At 63.8% G+C, this 19,852-nt stretch carries 22 protein-coding genes and 2 pseudogenes; 6 read left to right on the forward strand and 18 right to left on the reverse strand.

The window, feature by feature from the left end; genetic code table 11:
• A pseudogene (locus AC1DS5_RS14995) lies at positions 1-240 on the forward strand (IS4 family transposase); the annotation flags it as partial.
• A 24-nt stretch (positions 241-264) separates the two neighbouring features.
• On the opposite strand, the gene AC1DS5_RS15000 reads toward AC1DS5_RS14995, so the two are convergent.
• Positions 265-807: a GNAT family N-acetyltransferase gene (locus AC1DS5_RS15000; protein ID WP_477719054.1), complete on the reverse strand. Its 543-nt coding sequence runs from the start codon at positions 805-807 to the stop codon at positions 265-267.
• A gap of 178 nt (positions 808-985) precedes the next feature.
• Positions 986-2,038, reverse strand: coding sequence for an AraC family transcriptional regulator (locus AC1DS5_RS15005; protein ID WP_477719055.1), 1,053 nt, complete (start codon positions 2,036-2,038; stop codon positions 986-988).
• Between the two features lie 102 nt (positions 2,039-2,140).
• Between AC1DS5_RS15005 and AC1DS5_RS15010 the strand changes: the two genes are divergently transcribed.
• A complete protein-coding gene (locus tag AC1DS5_RS15010) occupies positions 2,141-2,818 on the forward strand; it encodes a glutathione S-transferase family protein (RefSeq protein ID WP_477719056.1) in 678 nt (225 codons plus the stop codon).
• A gap of 40 nt (positions 2,819-2,858) precedes the next feature.
• Here the strand turns inward: AC1DS5_RS15010 and AC1DS5_RS15015 are convergent.
• Both AC1DS5_RS15015 and AC1DS5_RS15020 read right to left on the reverse strand, forming a co-directional pair.
• Positions 2,859-2,948, reverse strand: a pseudogene (locus AC1DS5_RS15015) (HAD family hydrolase); the annotation flags it as partial.
• 149 nt (positions 2,949-3,097) lie between these two features.
• A complete protein-coding gene (locus AC1DS5_RS15020; RefSeq protein WP_477719057.1) occupies positions 3,098-4,678 on the reverse strand; it encodes an MFS transporter in 1,581 nt (526 codons plus the stop codon).
• A 194-nt stretch (positions 4,679-4,872) separates the two neighbouring features.
• Here AC1DS5_RS15020 and AC1DS5_RS15025 point away from each other — a divergent pair, with 194 nt between their 5' ends.
• Positions 4,873-5,151, forward strand: a complete 279-nt coding sequence (locus AC1DS5_RS15025; RefSeq protein WP_477719058.1) for a DUF3297 family protein — start codon at positions 4,873-4,875, stop codon at positions 5,149-5,151.
• A gap of 156 nt (positions 5,152-5,307) precedes the next feature.
• On the opposite strand, the gene AC1DS5_RS15030 is transcribed toward AC1DS5_RS15025, so the two are convergent.
• Genes AC1DS5_RS15030 through AC1DS5_RS15040 form a run of 3 tightly spaced genes read right to left on the reverse strand, consistent with a single transcriptional unit; the run spans position 5,308 to position 7,962 of the window.
• A complete protein-coding gene (locus tag AC1DS5_RS15030; RefSeq protein WP_477719059.1) occupies positions 5,308-6,267 on the reverse strand; it encodes a Bug family tripartite tricarboxylate transporter substrate binding protein in 960 nt (319 codons plus the stop codon).
• Positions 6,268-6,321: 54 nt separating this feature from the next.
• On the reverse strand, positions 6,322-6,624 hold the full coding sequence (locus AC1DS5_RS15035; RefSeq protein ID WP_477719060.1) for an AtuA-related protein: 303 nt from the start codon (positions 6,622-6,624) through the stop codon (positions 6,322-6,324).
• The gene (locus AC1DS5_RS15040) at positions 6,625-7,962 is read right to left on the reverse strand and encodes an acyclic terpene utilization AtuA family protein (RefSeq protein ID WP_477719061.1); all 1,338 of its coding nucleotides are present in this window, start codon (positions 7,960-7,962) and stop codon (positions 6,625-6,627) included.
• Positions 7,963-8,180: 218 nt separating this feature from the next.
• Here AC1DS5_RS15040 and AC1DS5_RS15045 point away from each other — a divergent pair, with 218 nt between their 5' ends.
• Both AC1DS5_RS15045 and AC1DS5_RS15050 read left to right on the forward strand, forming a co-directional pair.
• Entirely contained in the window at positions 8,181-9,131 is a 951-nt protein-coding gene (locus AC1DS5_RS15045) for a LysR family transcriptional regulator (RefSeq protein WP_477719062.1), read from the forward strand.
• Positions 9,132-9,305: 174 nt separating this feature from the next.
• On the forward strand, positions 9,306-9,446 hold the full coding sequence (locus AC1DS5_RS15050) for a hypothetical protein (RefSeq protein WP_477719063.1): 141 nt from the start codon (positions 9,306-9,308) through the stop codon (positions 9,444-9,446).
• A gap of 74 nt (positions 9,447-9,520) precedes the next feature.
• Here the strand turns inward: AC1DS5_RS15050 and AC1DS5_RS15055 are convergent, their stop codons facing one another.
• The 5 genes from AC1DS5_RS15055 to AC1DS5_RS15075 all read right to left on the reverse strand — a co-directional run bounded on the left by AC1DS5_RS15055 (position 9,521) and on the right by AC1DS5_RS15075 (position 13,740).
• A complete protein-coding gene (locus AC1DS5_RS15055; protein ID WP_477719064.1) occupies positions 9,521-10,678 on the reverse strand; it encodes a formyltransferase family protein in 1,158 nt (385 codons plus the stop codon).
• 95 nt (positions 10,679-10,773) lie between these two features.
• Entirely contained in the window at positions 10,774-11,934 is a 1,161-nt protein-coding gene (locus tag AC1DS5_RS15060; protein ID WP_477719065.1) for an aminotransferase class V-fold PLP-dependent enzyme, read from the reverse strand.
• A gap of 179 nt (positions 11,935-12,113) precedes the next feature.
• On the reverse strand, positions 12,114-12,494 hold the full coding sequence (locus AC1DS5_RS15065) for a YciI family protein (RefSeq protein WP_477719066.1): 381 nt from the start codon (positions 12,492-12,494) through the stop codon (positions 12,114-12,116).
• Between the two features lie 118 nt (positions 12,495-12,612).
• Complete coding sequence (locus AC1DS5_RS15070; RefSeq protein ID WP_477719067.1) at positions 12,613-13,308, reverse strand: glutathione S-transferase family protein; 696 nt, start codon at positions 13,306-13,308, stop codon at positions 12,613-12,615.
• A gap of 9 nt (positions 13,309-13,317) precedes the next feature.
• Positions 13,318-13,740: a DoxX family protein gene (locus AC1DS5_RS15075; protein ID WP_477719068.1), complete on the reverse strand. Its 423-nt coding sequence runs from the start codon at positions 13,738-13,740 to the stop codon at positions 13,318-13,320.
• Between the two features lie 79 nt (positions 13,741-13,819).
• On the opposite strand from AC1DS5_RS15075, the gene AC1DS5_RS15080 reads away from it, so the two are divergent.
• Positions 13,820-14,704, forward strand: a complete 885-nt coding sequence (locus AC1DS5_RS15080; protein WP_477719069.1) for a LysR family transcriptional regulator — start codon at positions 13,820-13,822, stop codon at positions 14,702-14,704.
• A 21-nt stretch (positions 14,705-14,725) separates the two neighbouring features.
• On the opposite strand, the gene AC1DS5_RS15085 is transcribed toward AC1DS5_RS15080, so the two are convergent.
• From AC1DS5_RS15085 to AC1DS5_RS15110, 6 genes are all read right to left on the reverse strand, one after another.
• Positions 14,726-15,388 carry an HAD family hydrolase gene (locus AC1DS5_RS15085; RefSeq protein WP_477719070.1) on the reverse strand — a complete coding sequence of 221 codons (663 nt, stop codon included), beginning with the start codon at positions 15,386-15,388 and terminating at the stop codon, positions 14,726-14,728.
• A gap of 373 nt (positions 15,389-15,761) precedes the next feature.
• Positions 15,762-16,184, reverse strand: coding sequence for a YchJ family protein (locus tag AC1DS5_RS15090; RefSeq protein ID WP_477719071.1), 423 nt, complete (start codon positions 16,182-16,184; stop codon positions 15,762-15,764).
• 8 nt (positions 16,185-16,192) lie between these two features.
• Complete coding sequence (locus AC1DS5_RS15095; RefSeq protein WP_477719072.1) at positions 16,193-16,615, reverse strand: rhodanese-like domain-containing protein; 423 nt, start codon at positions 16,613-16,615, stop codon at positions 16,193-16,195.
• A gap of 181 nt (positions 16,616-16,796) precedes the next feature.
• The gene (locus AC1DS5_RS15100) at positions 16,797-17,924 is read right to left on the reverse strand and encodes an acyl-CoA dehydrogenase family protein (protein WP_477719073.1); all 1,128 of its coding nucleotides are present in this window, start codon (positions 17,922-17,924) and stop codon (positions 16,797-16,799) included.
• 4 nt (positions 17,925-17,928) lie between these two features.
• A complete protein-coding gene (locus AC1DS5_RS15105; RefSeq protein WP_477719074.1) occupies positions 17,929-18,597 on the reverse strand; it encodes an SDR family oxidoreductase in 669 nt (222 codons plus the stop codon).
• 73 nt (positions 18,598-18,670) lie between these two features.
• A complete protein-coding gene (locus AC1DS5_RS15110; protein ID WP_477719075.1) occupies positions 18,671-19,852 on the reverse strand; it encodes an acetyl-CoA C-acyltransferase in 1,182 nt (393 codons plus the stop codon).

Genomic DNA, 19,852 nt, shown 5'->3' on the forward strand with positions numbered 1-19,852 from the left:
CTGAGCTTCAAGCACACGGTGCAACTGTGGACAGAGTGGGTCTCGCGAGGCCTCTCGGCCACGAAGGATTGCGGGCGGCTATTCACGTTGATCGCACAATGCAGGGTCGGCCATCGACCCGGACGCATCGAGCCGCGAATGCGAAAACGAAGGCCCAAACCCTACCCCTGGTTGAAGGTGCCCCGCGACCAGGCTCGCCGACACGTCCAGAGGCATGGTCATGCCTATGAGCCAAAGTAAGTGCCATTCAGGTTAGGGGCGCATTTATTTACAGCGTGCATACATAAAACATGGCCTAGGTTCTGGATTGATGTTTGGGTGTACGGTATATCTTTCGAGCACTGCCTCGCGAACATAGCCAGATTTTTCCAAAGTACGAGCCGAAGCCTTGTTTTCCACGTCACATGTGGCTTGCACTCGAAAGCAATCAGGTTGAGCCAATGCTAACTCTGTGAGTGCCATGATGGCTTCGGGCATTAACCCGGCGCCCCAGTGTTTTCGCCCGAGAACATAGCCAATATCAATTAAGTGCGATTGAAGGCGTGCTTCTAGCATGCCGACGGGAGTGTTTATGTCGCTAGCTAATGCGAGGATGTAAGGACGAGCTTTTCCAGTAACCCATGCTTGGCGGCAATACGCAATGAAACCTTCTGTTTCACTGACAGATTTGTGCGGCTGCCAAACCATATAACGAGCAACTTCGGCATCTTGCGTGTAGGCATGGAAAATAGCCGCCGCATCAGCGACTTGTGGCTCACGCAGAATTAAGCGGGTTGTTCGTATTTGATCGGGCAGTGCAATTGTCATTGGGTAAAGACCCTAACGTAATATCGACCGCACGGCCTGCGGCGCAGCCAGATACACCACAGCACAGTGTGGCCGGCCACTACGGCCAGAGCCCTCACACAGTCTGAGTTTTTTCAACATCGTCATGTCTGCTCCCTGCTAAAAAACCGGCCCAACCCGGCGGGCAGTCTGGCCCATTCTATTGGCGAGGCCCGCGGCCATGGTCCAGAGCCTGATCCAAGCCAGGCCCCAGCGCCGCCTTGCGCCGGTACTCCGCCGGCGAGTCGCCCGTCCATTGCCGGAAGGCCCGGGCAAAACTTTTCTCGTTGCGAAAGCCGACGGCCAGCGCGACCTGCTTGATGGGGCGCGTGGTGCGGCGCAGCGCGTCCATGGCCTGCGCCTGCCGCACCTCGTCTTTCAGCGCCTGCAAGGAGGCGCCCTCTTCCTGCAGCTGGCGGTGCAGCGTGCGCGGTGACACATTCAAGGCGTCGGCCAAGGCCTCTGCATTCGCGGGGGCGGCCTGGCTTTGCAGCAGCAAGCGCACGCGCTGCACCAGCAGCCGGTCGCGGCGGTAGGGCCGCACCACCAGGGCCAGCGCCTGCGGCAGCATGGCCGTCAGGGCTTTTTCATCGCGGCGCAGCGGCATGGCGAGGTAACGCGCGTCAAAGCGCAGGCTCGCCTGCGGCGCGTCAAACTGCACCGGCCCCGGAAACAACACCGGGTACACCGCCGCATGCGCCGGGGCGGCAAACGGAAAGCACGCCGCCTGCAGCGGAATGCGCGAGTCAATCAGCCAGCAGGCCACGCCATGCAGGTTGCGCAGCAGGGTCACCAGGCAAAATTCACGCATGGCGGGGTTCACCCCCTGGTCATGCAGTGTCAGGCTCGCCACCTCGTTCGCCACCGACAGACTCAGGACCACATCGCCCGTCAGCAGGCCATGGTGACGGCACCAGCGCTTGAGCGCCACGCCCAGGTCAGGCGCGCTCAGGGACGCCCTGAGCAACATGCCATAGCTGCCCCAAGGCAGCTTGCGCGAGAACCAGCCCAGGGCCTCGTCGTCGAGTTCGCGCATGGCCTGGGCCGCCAGAACCTCCAGCTGCTTGGACGTGATGGCGCCGCCCGGCTTCTGCAAGGCTGCTGGCGCGATTTGTGCCCTGACCAGGGCGCCGGCCGGATCAACACCATAGCGCGCATACGCCAGCAGCAGCGTCCTGACAAACGCGAGCGGTGTAGCTGAAATGGGCTTCATGAATCAGAGTGTAGAGGGGTTCTATTTGGCAGAATCAGACCCTTCGCTGGCCACACATGCACCCTCGTCCACCCTAGACTGCAAATGAACTGGAATGCCGACATGATCACACTTCACCACTGCATGAGCGCCCGCTCGTTCCGCCCCCTCTGGGTGCTGGAAGAACTCGGCCTGCCCTACACGCTGAAGATGCTGCCCTTCCCGCCCCGGGCCTTGGCGCGGGACTATCTGGCCATCAATCCCCTGGGCACGGTGCCGCTGCTTGAAGATGGGGAGCTGCGCATGAGCGAGTCGGTCGCCATCTGCCAGTACCTCGTGGCACGGCAGGCCCACCAAGCCCCCACGCCACTGAACGTGGCGGTGACCGAGCCCGGCTTCGGCAACTGGCTGAACTGGCTGCATTTCGGCGAGGCCACCCTGACCTTTCCGCAAACCCTGGTCCTGCGCTACTCGCGCTTCGAGCCCGCGCGTTCGCTGCAGGCGGTGGCGGACGACTACACGCGCTGGTTCCTGGCCCGGCTGCGCGTGCTCGATGGCGCGCTGGCGCAGCAGCCGTTTCTCTGTGCGGGGCGCTTCACTGCCGCCGACGTCTCGGTGGGCTATGCGCTCATGCTCGCGGAGCATCTGGCGCTGGAGCCGCGCTTCTCGCCCGCGGTGCGCGACTACTGGCAGCGGCTGAAAAACCGTGAAGCCTTCCAGCGCGCAATGAAGGCCCAGTGGCAAGCGGCCGTGGACCAGGGCGTGTCCACCGTCGCGGCGCCGGACACACGCCCGGCGTGACCATCGCTCCCGCCTGCGCTCAGGCCGGCCGGCGCAGCGCACGGGGGTTCACACCCAGTGCGCTGGCCGCTGCCAGGTAGACATCGGACGCGGGCTTGGAGTGGGGCAGCTCATGACCGCTGAAAATTCGTATGAATTACGGCGGATGGCCTGGGCCGCCAAAACCTCCAGCTGCTTTGACGTGATGGCGCCGCCCTGCTGTCACCTGGGGAGTTTCGGCACAGAGCGCAGGAATGAAGGCGGCAACTGCTCCTCCATAACCGTCCGGCAGCCGTCGCCTCAGCGCTCTGCAATGTAGTGCGACATGCGCGCGCTTTCGCCGTGCGCCAGGAAGGCGCGCACCTCGACTTCAAGCGTGTGATCGGCCACGGTGGCGCGAGCGCGCTGGTGCAGGTAGTCCGCCCATGAGGTCACCAGGAAGCGCTCCACATAGCGGGACGGTTCGCCCAGGTCCTTGTAGACGCGCCAGAAGGTGGCGCCATCGCGCCGGCGCGGCGCCTTCATCTGGCCGATGGTGTCGAGAAAGGCGTGGTCTTCCCCGGGGCGGATGCGGTAGGCCACCTCCACCGCCACCGGGCCGGCCTCGGGGCTGGGTTCGGCCGCCACGAACAGATCTTCCCAGGGCGTGCCCTGTGTCACTTCGTGGTCCGCGCCCACGCGCAATGGGAACGGGCGCGCCAGCAGCAAGCCGGCGGCCATCAGCAGGCCGGCCGCGACCAGCGCGGCTGTCAGGCCGGCGATGTCGGACACCGCGCCCCAGAACGCCGAGCCGAAGGCGAAGGCGCCCAGCGCGGCCACGATATGCAGCGCCACCGCGCGCGAGCGCACCCACGGCGGCGCGCTGGACTGCGTGGCGGTGTTGAAGGTCGACATGGCCGACATCCACGCGGCGCCGCCCACCGCCATGGCGCCATAGATCAGCAACGGCACGCGGACCCATGCGGTGAGCAGCATGACCGCAGAAAACGCCACGCAGCTGGCGCCAACGACAGCGTCGAGTCCGAAACGCACACGCATACGCCCGATGACCAGACCGGTGACCACCGCGCCCATGCCCATGCAACCCATCAACAGGCCGAAGCCTTGCGCGCCGGCGCCCAGCTGGCGCTGCGCAATCACAGGCAGCAGTGCCCACAGGGCCGAGCCGGCCGCACCAAAGGCCATGGCCCGCACCAGTTGCGCCAGGATCATGCGCGAGTGCCAGGCAAAGCGCAGCCCGCTGAGCGTGCCGCTCCACAGGCGCTCGGCCGGCAGGCGCGACGGCGGGTGAGCGCGTGGCGGCCAGCGACGAATCGATTCCCACATGACCAGCGTCGTGAATACCGTGACCGCGAACACCCAGCCCGCCCCCAGGAGTGCAAACAGCACACCGGCGAGCGTGGGGCCTATGGCGCGCGCCACGTTGTAGGCAATGCTGACGGCGGTGATGGCCTGCGGCCATTCATCCCGGGGAACCGGGTCCACCACGGACGAGTTCCAGGCTGGCGTCAGCACCGCCGTGCAGCAGCCGCACACAAACACCAGGAAAAGTACCGATGCCGCCCCACCCCAGCCGCCCAGCACCAGCAAGGCCAGCAGCGCGCACGCGGCCACCTGCGCCAGCAGCGCGCTGGAGATCAGGCGCCGGCGATCGCTGGTGTCGGCCAGCACGCCCGCAGGCAGCGCCAGCAGGAACATCGGCAGGAAAACCGCGGTCTGCACGAGCGCGGCGAGGAAGGACGAACCGGTCAGCTCGACCATGAGCCAGGCGGCCACCATGGACTGCATGCCATTGCCAATGAAAAAGATGCCGCCGCAAAACCAAAGCCCGCGAAAGGCGGGCTGGCGCAGGGGACTCCAGATAGAGGGGGTGATCGGCATGGGATCATTCATAGGATCATTATTTCCCAGAACGGGTAACCGCAAACGACGCTGTGCAGTGATCCGTGGTGAATTCCGGACGGACCGCAATGGGTCTATTCTGTTGAAAACCCGGTTGCGCCCCCATCCAGACCAGTCAAGAATCAAATGCTGGAAAATGGATGCAGATTCGCGTTAACTGACAAAAGACACCCATGAACGAAGCCACTCCCACTCCCACTCCCACTCCCACTCCCACTTCATTGCCCCCGCTGCCCGACCGTCTGTCGATTGACCCGCGCAGCCCCCATCACGTCGCCGCCGTGTTCGAACATGACGTGGGCATTCGACTGAATGACAAGGAGCGTCTGGATGTCGGGGAATACTGCATCAGCGAGGGCTGGGTCAAGGTGCCCGCCGGCAAGACGCTGGATCGCAAGGGCAACCCGCTGATGATCAAGCTGAAGGGCAAGGTCGAGGCGTTTTATCGATAGGTAAGGTCAGTTCACCATGGGCCGCTACCGCCCGCCCCGGCGATCAGGCGCAGGGAGGCTCGAGCACATCCGCCGAACCCGGGCTACCCGCGTTCACGCGCGCGAGCCGTGCACACCGCGCATGCCGCCCAGACCCTGCTGCCTTGATTCGGCTATTTATTGCGGCTCAATCTTGGCATCGCGGATGGCCTTGGCCCACTTGGCGGTTTCCAGGCGGCTGCGCTGGGCCAGGGCTTCAGGCGTCCCGGGCTCGACCACGAAACCAATCGGCGCAAATTTTTCCTGCAGGTCCTTGCTCTGTGCCGCGGCATTGATGGCCTGGTTGAGCTTGGCAATGATCTCAGGTGGCGTTCCCGCTGGCGCAAACATGGCGAAGTAGGCAATCAGCTCATAGTCCTTGAGCCCCAGCGCCTCATTGACGGTGGGCAGCTCCGGAATCGCGGGCGAGCGCTTGGTCGATGTCACCGCCAGGCCGCGGATCTTGCCCGCCTTGACCTGGGGCAGGGTCACGGCAAAGTCGGCCGTGAACATCATCACCTGCCCGCCGAGGAGGTCTGTCATGGCCGCAGGGCCGCTCTTGTACGGCACATTGGTCATTTCGATGCCCGCCATGTTGGCCAGCATTTCAGAGGACACCAGTTGCGAGGTGCTGGCGCTGGCAAAGGTGACATGGCCTGGCTTGGTCTTGCCCAGGTTGACCAGCTCGCGCAGGGTCTTGGCGGGCACATCGTTGTTGACAGCCACGATGAGCGGCACCGAGCCCATGTAGCCCAACGGCGCGAAGGCCGTGTCCTGGTCGTAGGGCAGCTTTTTCATCAAGCTCTTGAGCGCCGCGTTGGTGCTGTTGGTGCCGATCAGGATGGTGTAGCCGTCAGGTGCAGCCTTGGCGACGGCATCGGCCCCCAGCATGCCGTTGACGCCGGCCCTGTTGTCCACCACGATGACCTGCCCCAGCGTTTCCGACATCTTGGCCGCGAAAGCGCGTCCAATCTGGTCCGTGGCGCTACCCGCGGCAAAAGGCACGATGGCCTTGATGGGCTTGTTCGGGTAGGCCTGGCCGAAGGCGGCGAGCGAGAAACTCGCCACCGCCAGGAAAAGAATCGATTTGCACTTCATGTTGATGTCTCCTGTAAAAACTGTTTGTTGAACTGTTTGTTGAATACGCCAAGCTTATTCGATGGACAGGCCGAGGATGGCGGAGCTCAGGCACTTGCCATGCGCATCCAGCGCGAGAGACCGGGTGACACCCCCACCCAGTGAGTCGTGCAGAACGAAGTTCAAGGCCCCCAGGTGCGGCACGACGTAGCGGTCAACCTCGCCTTTGACGATGTCCGCGTACAGCGCACGCACACGATCCGCCGTCACGGAACGCTCAATCGCCGGGAAGTCCCTGAGATCGTAAGCAATGACGGAAATGGTCGACCGGTTTCCCTTGTCTCCGGTGCGGGAATGGGCAATTTCTCGCAATAGCATTTAAAGCTCCATCGTTGTGACAGTTGGCTGAACAAGGTCGCGCGGAACCAGCGTGGAAGCCGCTGCGATCACCTCGCGGACCGACTTGGTGACACCTCCGCCACTGGCAGGCCCATTGAGGTACATGGCCTCCACTTCATTGGCCACCCGCTCGGCGTCTTTCCTGCTTCCCACGCGCATGGCCACGCGTGCCCGGACTTCATAGGGCTGGTAGCCAGAGGCCAGGGTTTGACCATGGATGGAATTTACCCCGATGAGCTCATAGCGGCTATCGAGGGCATCAATACCCGAACTCTCCAGGCGCTGCCGCAGTACGTCCAGGGCCAGCCGACCCCGCGCCTCGGCCCCCAGGCCAGCGTAGGAAATCTGGCCTTCGCCGATGAAGCCGTCGCGGTGTCCCACGGTCACCTTCAACGTCGCCGGTCGCGGATGACCGTTGGCACCTGCTATGCGTACCCGATCGGGCCCGACCTGGGTCAGCGTGACACCCGAAAAGTCCGCGACGACATCCGGCTGCAGGTATCTCGCGGGGTTTTCGACCTCATACAAGAGCTGCGCCGCGCAGGTGGCAGTCGTGACGCAACCGCCCGAGCCCTCCACTTTGGTGATGATCGCGCCCCCATCCGCGGACACTTCCGCGACGGGAAAGCCCAGTCTGGCCAGATCGGGCACATCGCGATAACCCGGATCGGCGAAATACCCGCCGGTGATTTGCCCGGCGCACTCCAGAAGATGCCCGACCACCGTGCCCTGACCCATCATTTTCCAGTCCGACATGGACCAGTCGAACTCATGGATGAGCGGGGCGAGAAACAGGGCCGGATCGGCGACACGTCCCGTGACGACCACATCGGCGCCGAGGCGCAGCGCCCTCACCAGCGCCTCGGCGCCGATGTAGGCATTCGCTGAAAGCACGGAGCTCCCAAGAGAGCGCAGCGGCGCGCCACTCTCGAGGAGGGTCAACTCGTGGTCATGGAGGCGCGGCAACACGTCGTCGCCCTGGACCACCGCCACCTTCAGGCGGTCCAATCCCAGCTCCCGCGCGATGTTGATAATTTCCCGTCCCGCCGCCTGGGGGTTGGCGGCCCCCATGTTGGTGATGATCTTCACCCCCCGGTCGACGCATGACAGCAGCACCGCCTCCATGCGGTCCCTGAGCAGGGGGTCAAAGCCCAGGCGGGCATCCCTGCTCCGCTCCAGCTGGGCCAGGGCAATCGTGCGCTCCGCCAGGCACTCGAACACCAGATAGTCCAGCTCGCCCTTTTCCGCCAACTCGATGGCAGGGGGAATGCGGTCCCCCGAGTAGCCGGCGCCGGCACCAATGCGGATGGTTTTCATGGAATGGTCTTTCAGCGGGTATCTCTGTTTCAAAGTACAACGTGACAGCGTACGCAACAGCGTCGCACCAGACGAACTATGGATGAAGCAAGGGCCCCTGTAAATTCGAAACTTTGAATGGGACTCAAAGGAAAATCGAATGACTCCCCTTCCCAAGGGCAAGGGCAGGAGCGCCTGCGGGTTCCCGTATCCGGCATCCGTGGCTATCATCGTCACGGATGAACCTGTCCACACGTCAACTCCGTGCTTTCCTGGCACTTTCTGACCTTCGCAGCTTCACGCGCGCTGCAGAGCAGATGCATTTATCGCAGCCGGCCTTCAGCTCCCTGATCCGTTCGCTGGAAGACACACTGGCGGCGAAGCTGTTTGACAGGGACACCCGGAAGGTCGACCTCACAGCCGCTGGCCGGCGCTTTGACCGCGCCGCGCGTGAGGTGATTTCACACTTTGACGAGGTGATGGGCGGCGTCTGCCGCGATCTGAGCATTGTTGATCGCGTCGCGGTCGCGGGTATCCCATCGCTCTGCGCCCGCTTCCTGCCCGTCGTCGTGGCCGGCTTCCGGCGCAGGCATCCGGCTATCGACATCGAGATCGTCGATGCGCTCCCGCCGCAATGCGTGGATCTGGTTCGCGACGGAAAGGTTGATCTGGCGCTGTCGACCATTGATGCAAAAGACGCTGACGTTCACAAGGAATTACTCTGTCTTGACCGCTTTTACGTCGTCTGCAGGCAGGACCACGTTCTCGCCGGCAAGGCGACGATAGACCTCGAAGAACTCGCCCGGTTTCCGTTTATTCACTTCACCCGCCCGACCCGCCTTCGCCACCAGATCGACGCGGCATTGCGGCCACACAAACTCAACACCGTTCTCGAGGTTGAAAGGGTCGAGGCGGTCAAGGGGCTGGTGGAGAGCGGGGTGGGAATCAGCCTGGTCCCCAGCCTCACCCTGTTTCATTTCACGAGCAGCCAGATTGCGATCAAGCCCCTCACCCCACCGGGCGTCGTTCGTGAGATTTTTCTATTGAGCGCGCAGGGTCGCACCCCATCCGCCGCAGCCGGCGCCTTGGCCGAACCCATCAGAGTCCAGATGCGGGCGCTGCTGCAGCCCGGCAGCCTTGAACTCGACCATGAAAAATTGGCCGCCCTGGTGCCGGGTCTGCCGACATAGCGCCGCAAGACGCCATTCCAAATCGCCGCGGTCCGCAGGAGCTCACGTCATCGCCAGCCGGGGAGCGGCTCACGCCAATTTGCAGCGCCCGCTGAACCACCGCGTTCGATGCCGGAGTGGTTTCCGTGCGACACACAGGGCGTCTGCCGGCAGGCGAAGCCTTACCATTGGGGCATGAAAACAACCTACATCCTTGGCGCCATTTTGGCCTGCAGCGTGACCGGCACATTGGTCGGCGCTCGCTCCGCAAAGACCGCACTCCTGCTGGTATCCGCAATACTTGCGCTCTACGGCTTGGTGCGCCTGTTGGGTTGAGCGCACGGGAGGGCTGGTCTGGCGCCCTGCATTGATACGTTGATACGCTGACAGGCAACCGCCCGGCATTCAACTCATTGGCCGGAATTCTGCCGCTCTCCCAAAGCGATGTCGACCATCATCTCGCGGGCCAAGGTGCCGAGTTCCTGTCGCAACGCATCGACGGACAGGGCGGCAGGTACCAGCAAGTGCGCTTCGATTTTGAAGGTCTGCTTGCCGGACACGCCGCTGCGGACGATCTCGGTATGAATGCTCTCGATGCTGATGGCGCGCTCCGCCAATATCCTGGTCACTTTGCTGACGATCCCGACCCGATCCTCGCCGACCAGTTCAAGCTCAACCACTCGAAGCGAGGTGGGCACGTTGGCGCCGTCGCTCCTGGCGATGACCACCTGCAAGCCGCTGGACTCGAGTCCGCGCAGCGCAGCCACCAGCGCGTCCGCGTTCCCGCGCGGCACCTCGAAGTGAACCGTGCCGGCAAATTCATTGGCAAGTTTTGTCATGCGGCTCGCCGCCCAGTTGGCACCGAAGCGCTCCGCCCGCTCAGCCAGCGAGCTCACGATGCCGTGACGGTCGGCACCCACGATCGAGACGACGAGCGATGTGTTCACCGAAGAGACTTCCTCGGTCAACACAACAGACTTGCGGATCATGGGGGCCTTGGTGGCAAAGCCCGGATCTTGCGGGTAGGCGGGAACGGAACCCTGCAACCGGGCCTGATGAACCACCTTGCGCAGGAGGGCCAGGCCCATCGGCGCCAGGGCGCGCTCCCATAATTCGCGCGCCGTCTCGCCCCTGGCGACAAAGCACCAGTCCTGGGCGGCGATGGCGCCCGCATCCCACCCGTCGGCCAGGTGATAGATCGAGCCCCCAGCAATCGGATCGCCTTCCAGAATCGTCCATTCGACAGCTGCAATGCCACGATGCCGGGGCAACAGCGAAGGGTGATAACCGATGCCGCCCAGGCGCGAACGCGCGAGCGCCTCGTCGCTCACCCGTGCGTGCGTGTGCGCGGCGATGATGAGGTCGGTGCCTTCGGCAATCGCGTTGCCCGGAACGAACCTGGGGTTCTCGAGCACATGCACCGGGATGCCGGCCGCTTGTGCAGCCAGCGCCAGCCGATCATCCGCAGCGGGAGCGACGATGCTTGTGAACGCTATCCCCTCTTCCTTGCGCATCGCCTCGAAGACCGAGGCGGCAAAGAAACGGGAGCCCACCAATGCGCATTTCATAGACACAGCTCTTCATTCATCTGAAAGGGGAGAAAAGAAAAAGGGGAGAAGGAAAAAAAGGAGACCGCCGGAGCCGGCCGGTCTTCAGCCGGTCTTCAACCGGTAACGGTCTCGGCAACCGGCGCTGTCAAGCCAATGCGATCCAGCGCCGCCGCCAATTGCCCCACCGTGCGATCCGACTGGTGCCACTTCTCGAGCCCGAACAGCCCGACGCGGAAGGTCATGAAGTCGGCGCCTTCGTCGCATTGCAGCGGCACACCGGCGGCCGTCTGCAGCCCCTGGTCCATGAATTTTTTGCCGGACTGGATCTCGGGGTCGGTGGTGTAGCTGACCACCACGCCGGGCGCCTTGAAGCCTTCGGCGGCGACGCTGGGCAGGCCGCGGCTTTCGAACAGCGCGCGCACCTTGCCACCCAGTGCTTCCTGCTCGGCGCGCACTTTGGCAAAACCGTAGGCTTGCGTTTCCTTCATGGCGGCACGCAGGCGCGTGAGAGCGTCGGTCGGCAGGGTGGCGTGGTAGGCGTGGCCACCTTTTTCATAGGTTTCCATGATCTGCAGCCACTTCTTCAAATCGCAGGCAAAGCTGGTGCTGGTGGTGCCTTCAATGGCCGCGCGGGCGCGCTCGCTGAGCATGACCATGGCGCAGCAGGGTGAGCTGCTCCAGCCTTTTTGCGGCGCGGAAATCAGCACGTCCACGCCCGTGGCTTTCATGTCCACCCACATGGCGCCCGAGGCGATGCAGTCAAGCACGAACAGGCCGCCCACGGCATGCACGGCATCGGCCACGGCGCGCAGGTAGCTGTCGGGCAGGATCATGCCGGAAGCGGTCTCCACATGCGGTGCGAAGACGACGGCAGGCTTTTCTTTTGCAATGGCGGCCTGCACTTCGGCGATGGATGCGGGCGCCCAGGGTGCCTGAGCCCCCGGGCCGGTCTGGCGGGCCTTGAGAACGGTGGACGAGGCGGGAATGCTCCCCATGTCAAAGATCTGCGTCCAGCGGTAGCTGAACCAGCCGTTGCGAATGACCAGCACCTGTTTGCCCGTGGCGAACTGGCGCGCCACGGCCTCCATGCCGTAGGTGCCGCTGCCGGGCACCAGCACGGCCGAGGGCGCGTTGTACACCTCCTTCAGGATGCTGGAGATGTCGGTCATCACGCCCTGGAAACTGCGCGACATGTGGTTCAGCGCGCGGTCGGTGTACACCACCGAAAATTCAAGCAAGCCATCAGGGTCGACGTTGGGCAGCAGTCCGGGCATAGGGTTTTCTCGGGGTAGTTTGAAAAAAACGACTTGGCAGCTTAGCATGCCGAGCCATTTTTTTGGCTCCCGAGGTTTTGCGCAGCGCCGCCGGGCTGTATCTCCCGAATGCGCACGAAACACGGGGCGAAGACGCATATGACCAAATACCTTCTTTGCCACCGCCTTTGCGCAATGACCTACTGGTTAAATGCCTGCTCAAAAAACCCAATAGGGTGCAGCTCGATCGCCCAGCCGACGTTTTCGCCCAAGGTGGCCGCCGGATGCAGCGAAGCCACCCGCACCGCCTCGTCACGGTCAGCCGCCTCAATGATGAAAAAGCCGCCAACCATTTCTTTGGCCTCGGCATAGGGACCGTCGGTCACCTGTGGTTTGCCACCGCGCGGGCGCAAGGCAAAGGCGGCCTGCGGGCCCTTGAGCGAGGCGCTCACCACCAGGCGGCCGGTCTTCTTCAGCTCGGCGTCTTTGGCTGGGCACTGGCTCACCAGGGCCTGGACCTCGCCAGGGGCCAGTGCGGCGAATTTTTCGGGGTTGTAGTAGGCGAGGCAGAGGTATTTCATGGGGAAGTCCTTTCAGATTTTGAACCTTACACCCCTACGACGAACGACAAACCTGCATTTCGACACCCGATCCGCAAACCTTGAAAAAAGAGTTCTCTCCCTTGCAAATGTCCGGCTCTCAAGTTGGCAGCGCGACAGTTATGCGCCTGGACAGCGCCGACTCGCGTTGCCACAGAAAGGCGCGCAGCAATTCAGGGTAGTCGGGACGGACCGCGTTGCGGACCGATTCGCGTTGTGCCAGCGCACGCCGCCAGGCGTTCACCTTGGGCATATCGGTGAAGCCGGCGAAGACACCGAAATCGCCCAAATCACCGATTTCGTCGAATACGTCGAAGTACCGGAAGACCGGGCCAAAGACCGCATCCACCATGCTGAACTGTTCGCCAGCGAAGTAGGGGCCGCTTCCCAGGGCCGCTTCCACCTGCTGGAACTTTGCGCGCAGGTCGGCAGCGCGGGCCACCAGGACTTCTTCATTGGGCGCGTTATAGAAGGCGCCGATGGTGTTGAGGATTGCAGAACCGAACTCCATCCAGCTACGGTGCCGGGCACGTCGCAGCGCGTCTTCGGGGTGCAGGCGGGGTGCGGCTGTTTCATCGAGGTATTCACAGATGACGGTGGATTCAAAAATCGCTTCGCCGTCCACCCGCAGCACGGGCGTCTTGCCCAGCGGCGATATCTTGAGGAACCAGTCGGGCTTGTGGGCCAGGTCAATGTCCTGCCGCTCAAAACTAATGCCTTTCTCGGCCATGACAATCGCTGCGCGCTGGACATAAGGGCACAGCGTGTGGCTGATCAATGTATGTTGGGAGGCCATGGTGCTCCTTCACAAAGCAGGCACAAACCGCTGGCTGCGGCGCAGGGCGAAGGCGCCGTCGCCGGCCAGCCAAAGCGCCACGGAGGCCACGGTCAGAAACACGGGGTATTCCCAGCCGCCACCCTGGCTGGTGTGGACCCAGCCGTTGCCAAAGTGCACCGACGCGGCCACGGCCATGATGGGCGCGAGAGCCAGCGACACCTGGCGGGCATACAGCCCGAGCAGGATGGCCAGGCCGCCCAGCAGTTCCGCGGCGAACACGGGGTAGGCCAGCACGCCGGGGAAACCCACGCTCGCAAAAAACTGCGCCGTTCCGGGCAAGGTAAATACCAGCCATTTCAACAGGGCGTGGGCCATCCACATCACGCCCAGGCTGAGACGAAGCAGGGTCACGCCGTAAGGGGCGGTGTTGTTGGCTTCCGGTTGCCGCATTGCATTGCTCCATTGAGTTGATTGACGGGGGTAATGTAGTATTGCAAACAAACAATGAAAATAGGCACAAGTGCAATCCATGAATGCAGCAACGCAATACAAACTCAGCGCCCCGGATATCGAGGTCGTGCTCGCGCTGGTGCGGGCCAACACCCTGGCCGGAGCGGGCGAGCGGCTTGCGGTGGATGCATCAACGGTTTTCCGTTCGCTGCAGCGCATCGAGAAGGGTTTGGGCCAGCGTCTATTCGAACGCTCAAGGACTGGCTACCAGCCGCTGGAACTGGCACAGGTGCTGGCAAGTCACGGCGAGCAACTGGAGGCGCAGCTGGAGTCGGCCCGCTCGGCCGCGCAGGCCAGTCCCGAACAGGTCTCCGGCAGCGTGCGCCTGACCACCACCGATACCGTGCTGCATGGCCTGGTAGCGCCAGCGCTCAAGTTGCTGCAGTCAACCCACCCGCTGCTGGTCTACGAGCTGCACACGGGGAACGAATTGGCCAGCCTCACGCGGCGCGATGCCGACATTGCCGTGCGTGCGACCAGACGGCCGCCGCAGCACCTGGTGGGCAAGCATGTCGGCCCGATCCGGGTGGCGTTGTTTGCCGCCAAAAAAGGCGGCCCCAGGCGCTTCGACGCCGACATGGCCGGAAAAGTCGACTGGATAGCCCCGGACGACGCCTTGCCGGAGCACCCGTCGGTCGTCTGGCGCAAGAAGCATTTCCCCAGGGTGTCACCTCGCTATCGGGTCAGCAGCATCCTCACCGTCGCGGAAATGGTGGCGCAAGGCATGGGCATCGGGTTGTTGCCACTCTTTCTTGCGCAAGGCCGGGCCGACCTCGTGGCCTTGACCGGCGCACTGGATGAATGCCAGACCGAGCTCTGGCTTCTGACGCATACCGAATCGCGGCACCTGCGGCGGGTCTCCACGGTGTTCAGCCATCTGGCCAAACACATGGCGCTGACCTGAACTGAATGGGGCCGCGCAAGCTCAGTTCAACAGCGCCGGCAACCCGCTCATGGCCACAAAGACCTGGACGGCTCCCGTCTTCGTCAACGCACCTGGCGCGTCATGCCCGGCTTCGGGCGGACTGTAGCCAAACACGGTCGCTCCTGCCGCCACGCCTGCCGTGACGCCGGTCACCGTGTCCTCCACCACCGCGCACCGCTTCGGGTCAACACCCAGCGCTGCAGCCGCCGCCAGGTAAACATCCGGCGCCGGCTTGGAGCGAGGCAACTCATGCCCGCTGAAAATGCGCCCCTTGAAGTAGGGCATCAGCCCGCACTTCTCCAGTTGTAGCTCCACCTTGAAGCGGTCAGCTCCCGACGCGCAGGCGATGCGGCCCTGGTACAGCGCATGAATCTTCGCCACAGCCTCCACCGCGCCGCGAATGGGCTTGACGCCCTCCATCAGCCCCACGTTGCGCCGCTCGCGAAAACGCACCATCCAGTCCTCGGTCAGCGGCTGGCCGGTGTGGGCTTCGATGGTGGCGACCTCGTCCTTGACGGCCTTGCCGACGAAGATGCGCATGCATTCCTCGCGCGTGAGCTTCCAGCCCCGCTCTTCCAGCATGTCGCGCAACACATCGTTGGTGATCGTTTCGCTGTCGACCAGCACGCCATCACAGTCAAACAACACCGCATCAAATTTCAAAGCAAAAACCTTTCAATACTACGCATTCAGTATGCGCACTACACCCGCCAGACATGGTTCGGATTGAGTCCCCCCGCGTTACCCCTTCCCGCCTTTGGGGGAAGGCCGGGATGGGGGCTCACCGCATGTGGGCGAGCGCGCCCTGGACTTGACTCCTCTTGTGGTTAGAGACAAAACTACCCGGACGGCCCTGACTAATCGAGCAAACCGTCTCCAGCCCCATTAAAGCGGAGCAAGCTGCCATGAACCAAACAGCGTTTCTCATGGGTCGCATGGCCCCCATCCCAGCCTTCCCCCAAAGGCGGGAAGGAGCAAGAAGGGCACAAAGGGAACGGCTCAGCGCCATGTGCTGTGACCGGTGTGGTTACCTCAATCACCACGTATCGCCGTCCACATAGTACCAACGGCCTGCCTCGTGCACGAAGCGGCTGCGCTCGTGCAGACGCACAGCCGGGCTGCCGGGGCTTTTCTGTCGGGCGACAAATTCAACTTCGGCATGGGTAGCATCCAGCGCGCGGTGTTGCCGCACTTCCAGGCCCAGCCATTTGACGCCCGGATCAAAATCAATCGATGGCGGCCGGTGACTGGCGTGCCACGTGGCCAGCAGGTACTCGGCCCGTTCCCGCACAAAGGCGGTGTAACGCGAGCGCATCAGCGACTCGGCGTCGGGCGCGGGCGAACCCGCAAAGTCATCCAGGTAGCGGCCGCAGCATTGTGAAAAAGCGAGGGGCTTTCCGGAGGCGGCCAGGCGGCCGCAGGGGCAAGGCTGCGACGGCAGCAACGGGGGCTGGGGCATCAGCAGTATCAGCTTTTGCCGGCCTTGCGCTTTTCCCGGTCTTCCAGTGTCTCGGTCGGCCCGCCCTGCTTGAGCCATTCGGCATACCCGCCGTCCATGTGCGCGACATTGGTCATACCCATGTCCTGCAGCGTCTTGGTGGCCAGCGCACTGCGCCAGCCGGCGCCGCAGAACAGGATGAACTCCTTGCCCTCGTCGGCAAACACGGGCTTGTGGTAAGGCGAGGCGGGGTCCACCCAGAACTCGAGCATGCCCCTGGGCGCATGGTAGGCGCCCACCACCGTGCCGCCCGCCAGCTCGCGCACATCGCGGATGTCGACGACCTGCACGTGGGGATCAGCAAGTTTGGCCTTGACCTCGTCCACCGAGTAACTCTTGACCTGCGCCATGGCTTCATCGACCAGGGCACGGAATCCTTTGGTAATCGGCATGTTTTTTGTCTCCTGCTGTGGATTGCGACTGAATCGGCAAGTTTACGGCGTGCTTTCCACGCGGCGAAGGCAAGGCCCATACCCAAACCAGCAGGGGCCGCGGAACCGGCTTTGCCGGGCCGCAGGCGCAGCGGCCTCCTCGGGGGGCAGGGAGTTACACGCAGTGAACGACCGTGGGGGCCTAAAGTGCTCTCTGGATGATGATTTTCTGCACGTCAGAGGTGCCTTCGTAGATCTGGCAAACCCGCACGTCACGGTAAATGCGCTCCACCGGAAAGTCGCTGACATAGCCATAGCCGCCCAGCGTCTGGATGGCGGCGCTGCAGACTTCTTCGGCCATCTCGCTGGCGAACAGCTTGGCCATGGCGGCTTCCTTCAGGCAGGGCCGGCCGGCATCGCGCAGGCTGGCGGCGTGCCAGATCAGCTGGCGCGCGGCCTCCAGTTTGGTCGCGCACTCCGCCAGCCGGAAGCCGACCGCCTGGTGGTTGAAGATGGCGGTACCGAAGCTCTGACGCTCCTTGGCGTAGCCCAGCGCAAATTCAAACGCGCTGCGGGCCATGCCCACGCTTTGCGCGGCGATACCGATGCGCCCGCCTTCGAGCGCGCCCAGGGCAATCCTGTAGCCCTCGCCTTCGGCGCCAATCAGGTTTTCGGCCGGAATGCGGCAGCTGTCGAAGTTGATTTGCGCGGTGTCACTGGAATGCTGGCCCAGCTTGTCTTCCAGCCGGGCCACCACGTAGCCCGGTGCATCGGTGGGCACGATGAAGGCGCTCATGCCTTTCTTGCCGGCGCCCTTGTCAGTGACGGCAATGACGATGGCCGCGTGGCCGTTCTTGCCGCTGGTGATGAACTGCTTGACGCCGTTGATCACGTAGCTGTCGCCGTCTTTCACGGCGGTGGTTTTGAGCGATGAGGCATCGCTGCCGACATGCGGCTCGGTCAGGCAGAACACGCCCAGCATCTGGCCCTGTGCCAGCGGGGTCAGCCACTGCTTTTTCTGGGCGGCATTGCCGTAGCGCATCAGGATGGCATTGACCGGGCAGTTGGTCACGCTGATGGCCGTGCTGGTGCCGCCGTCGCCCGCGGCGATTTCTTCCAGCACCAGCGCCAGCGTCACATAGTCGAGGTGGGCGCCGCCAAACTCTTCCGGCACACAGATGCCGTAGGCGCCGAGTTCGGCCAGGCCCTTGTGCGCGTCCTTCGGGAAATGATGCTCCTTGTCCCAGCGGGCGGCGTGGGGCCAGAGCTCCTCCTGCGCAAAGGCACGCACGGCGTCACGGATCATTTCCTGGTCTTGTGTCAACAGCATGTGGTCACCATGATTCGAATGGGCGCCCGTCGTAGTCGAGGAACGCGCCTTTGTGTTGGGCCTTCAGAGAGGCAACGGTTTTGCGCAGGGCGGCCACGCTGTCGCTGACCGCCAGCGGCGCGCCCGGGCCGCCCATGTCGGTCCGCACCCAGCCGGGCGACAGCGCCACCAGGATGGCTTGGGGGTAGTCGTGCTGGGCCGCAACCACGGCCATGTTGAGTGCAGCTTTGCTGACGCGGTAAGTCCAGCCAAAGCTGGAGCCCACCCCGCCGATCCGCCCCATGCCGCTGGTGATGAAGGCAAACTTGCCGCCCGCCGCCTCCACCAGCGGCGCGACCTGCGGGATGACCTGCATCGCGCCCAGCACATTGGTGTGCAGGGTGCGGTCAAATTCCTCGCATGTGGGCGGCATGGTGGCATCTGCCGTGGTGTAAACGCCGGCCACGTAGAAGGCCACGTCGATCTGCTCGCCGTCCAGCAGCCAGGCCAGGCCGCTGACGCTGGCCGGGTCGGCCACGTCCACCTTCAAGGTGTGGGCACCGAGCGCGCGCAGCCGCTGCAGGCCGGCATCGTCGCGCGCCGTGGCGATCACGCGATCGCCGGCCTCACGGTACTGGCGGACCAGTTCCAGGCCAATCCCGCGGGAAGCGCCAATGACCAACACCGTGCTCATGCGAAAGATCTCACGTAAAAGCCAGTCCGGGCCACCTCGCGCGGATGCGGCCAGCGGCCCTGATGACAAGACATTACATCAGCTCAACCGCCAGCGCCGTGCCTTCTCCGCCGCCGATGCACAGCGTCGCCACGCCTTTTTTCAGGCCGCGGGCTTTCAGCGCATGGATCAGCGTCACGATGATGCGGGCGCCGCTGGCGCCAATCGGATGGCCCAGCGCGCAGGCGCCGCCATTCACATTCACGATGTCGTGGCTGATGCCGAGCTCTTTCATGGCGGCCATGGGCACCACGGCAAAGGCTTCGTTGACTTCCCACAGGTCCACGTCCTTGACGCTCCAGCCGATCTTCTTGAGCAGCTTTTGCACCGCGCCCACCGGTGCGGTGGTGAACCACTCGGGCGCCTGGGCAAAGGTGGCGTGGCCGACGATGCGGGCGATGGGTGTGGCGCCCAGCTCTTTGGCGGTGGATTCGCGGGTCAGCACCAGCGCGGCCGCGCCGTCGTTGATCGACGAGCTGGATGCGGCGGTGATGGTGCCGTCTTTCTTGAAGGCGGGCCGCAGCGTCGCGATCTTGTCGAGCTTGACCTTGCCCGGGCCTTCGTCGATGGAGATCACGGTGTCGCCGGCGCGGCCCTTGACCGTGACGGGCGTGATCTCGGCCTTGAAGGCACCGGACTCCGTGGCCGCCTTGGCGCGCTGCACGCTGGCCACCGCGAAAGCGTCCTGCGCTTCACGGGTGAACTGGTATTTTTCAGCGCACTGCTCACCAAAGGTGCCCATGGCGCGGCCGGGTTCGTAGGCGTCTTCCAGGCCGTCGAGCATCATGTGGTCAAAGATGCGGTCGTGGCCAATGCGCACACCGCTGCGGCCCTTGAGCAGCAGATGCGGTGCGTTGGTCATGCTTTCCATGCCGCCGGCCACCACCACGTCGCGGCTGCCCACCATCAGCTGGTCGTGCGCCAGCATGGTGGCTTCCATGCCGGAGCCGCACATCTTCGAAAGCGTCACGGCGCCTGCGCTGGCAGGCAAGCCGCCCTTGAAGCCGGCTTGCCGCGCCGGCGCCTGGCCCTGGCCCGCCATCAGGCAGTTGCCAAACAGGACTTCGTCGACCTTTTCAGGCGCGATGCCGGCGCGCTCAATGGCGGCCTTGATGGCGGCGCCGCCGAGGTCGTGCGCGGCGAGCGCACTGAAGTCGCCCTGGAAGCCGCCCATGGGCGTGCGGGCGGCGCCGAGAATAACGATGGAATCCGACAT

The sequence above is a fragment of the Polaromonas sp. P4_H1 genome, assembly GCF_056400945.1.

What these genes read in the sequence shown, in the direction of transcription:
- AC1DS5_RS15000 (WP_477719054.1), bottom strand. Translation starts at nt 807, where the DNA reads ATGACAATTGCACTGCCCGATCAAATACGAACAACCCGCTTAATTCTG.
- AC1DS5_RS15005 (WP_477719055.1), bottom strand. Translation starts at nt 2,038, where the DNA reads ATGAAGCCCATTTCAGCTACACCGCTCGCGTTTGTCAGGACGCTGCTG.
- AC1DS5_RS15010 (WP_477719056.1), top strand. Translation starts at nt 2,141, where the DNA reads ATGATCACACTTCACCACTGCATGAGCGCCCGCTCGTTCCGCCCCCTC.
- AC1DS5_RS15020 (WP_477719057.1), bottom strand. Translation starts at nt 4,678, where the DNA reads ATGCCGATCACCCCCTCTATCTGGAGTCCCCTGCGCCAGCCCGCCTTT.
- AC1DS5_RS15025 (WP_477719058.1), top strand. Translation starts at nt 4,873, where the DNA reads ATGAACGAAGCCACTCCCACTCCCACTCCCACTCCCACTCCCACTTCA.
- AC1DS5_RS15030 (WP_477719059.1), bottom strand. Translation starts at nt 6,267, where the DNA reads ATGAAGTGCAAATCGATTCTTTTCCTGGCGGTGGCGAGTTTCTCGCTC.
- AC1DS5_RS15035 (WP_477719060.1), bottom strand. Translation starts at nt 6,624, where the DNA reads ATGCTATTGCGAGAAATTGCCCATTCCCGCACCGGAGACAAGGGAAAC.
- AC1DS5_RS15040 (WP_477719061.1), bottom strand. Translation starts at nt 7,962, where the DNA reads ATGAAAACCATCCGCATTGGTGCCGGCGCCGGCTACTCGGGGGACCGC.
- AC1DS5_RS15045 (WP_477719062.1), top strand. Translation starts at nt 8,181, where the DNA reads ATGAACCTGTCCACACGTCAACTCCGTGCTTTCCTGGCACTTTCTGAC.
- AC1DS5_RS15050 (WP_477719063.1), top strand. Translation starts at nt 9,306, where the DNA reads ATGAAAACAACCTACATCCTTGGCGCCATTTTGGCCTGCAGCGTGACC.
- AC1DS5_RS15055 (WP_477719064.1), bottom strand. Translation starts at nt 10,678, where the DNA reads ATGAAATGCGCATTGGTGGGCTCCCGTTTCTTTGCCGCCTCGGTCTTC.
- AC1DS5_RS15060 (WP_477719065.1), bottom strand. Translation starts at nt 11,934, where the DNA reads ATGCCCGGACTGCTGCCCAACGTCGACCCTGATGGCTTGCTTGAATTT.
- AC1DS5_RS15065 (WP_477719066.1), bottom strand. Translation starts at nt 12,494, where the DNA reads ATGAAATACCTCTGCCTCGCCTACTACAACCCCGAAAAATTCGCCGCA.
- AC1DS5_RS15070 (WP_477719067.1), bottom strand. Translation starts at nt 13,308, where the DNA reads ATGGCCTCCCAACATACATTGATCAGCCACACGCTGTGCCCTTATGTC.
- AC1DS5_RS15075 (WP_477719068.1), bottom strand. Translation starts at nt 13,740, where the DNA reads ATGCGGCAACCGGAAGCCAACAACACCGCCCCTTACGGCGTGACCCTG.
- AC1DS5_RS15080 (WP_477719069.1), top strand. Translation starts at nt 13,820, where the DNA reads ATGAATGCAGCAACGCAATACAAACTCAGCGCCCCGGATATCGAGGTC.
- AC1DS5_RS15090 (WP_477719071.1), bottom strand. Translation starts at nt 16,184, where the DNA reads ATGCCCCAGCCCCCGTTGCTGCCGTCGCAGCCTTGCCCCTGCGGCCGC.
- AC1DS5_RS15095 (WP_477719072.1), bottom strand. Translation starts at nt 16,615, where the DNA reads ATGCCGATTACCAAAGGATTCCGTGCCCTGGTCGATGAAGCCATGGCG.
- AC1DS5_RS15100 (WP_477719073.1), bottom strand. Translation starts at nt 17,924, where the DNA reads ATGCTGTTGACACAAGACCAGGAAATGATCCGTGACGCCGTGCGTGCC.
- AC1DS5_RS15105 (WP_477719074.1), bottom strand. Translation starts at nt 18,597, where the DNA reads ATGAGCACGGTGTTGGTCATTGGCGCTTCCCGCGGGATTGGCCTGGAA.
- AC1DS5_RS15110 (WP_477719075.1), bottom strand. Translation starts at nt 19,852, where the DNA reads ATGTCGGATTCCATCGTTATTCTCGGCGCCGCCCGCACGCCCATGGGC.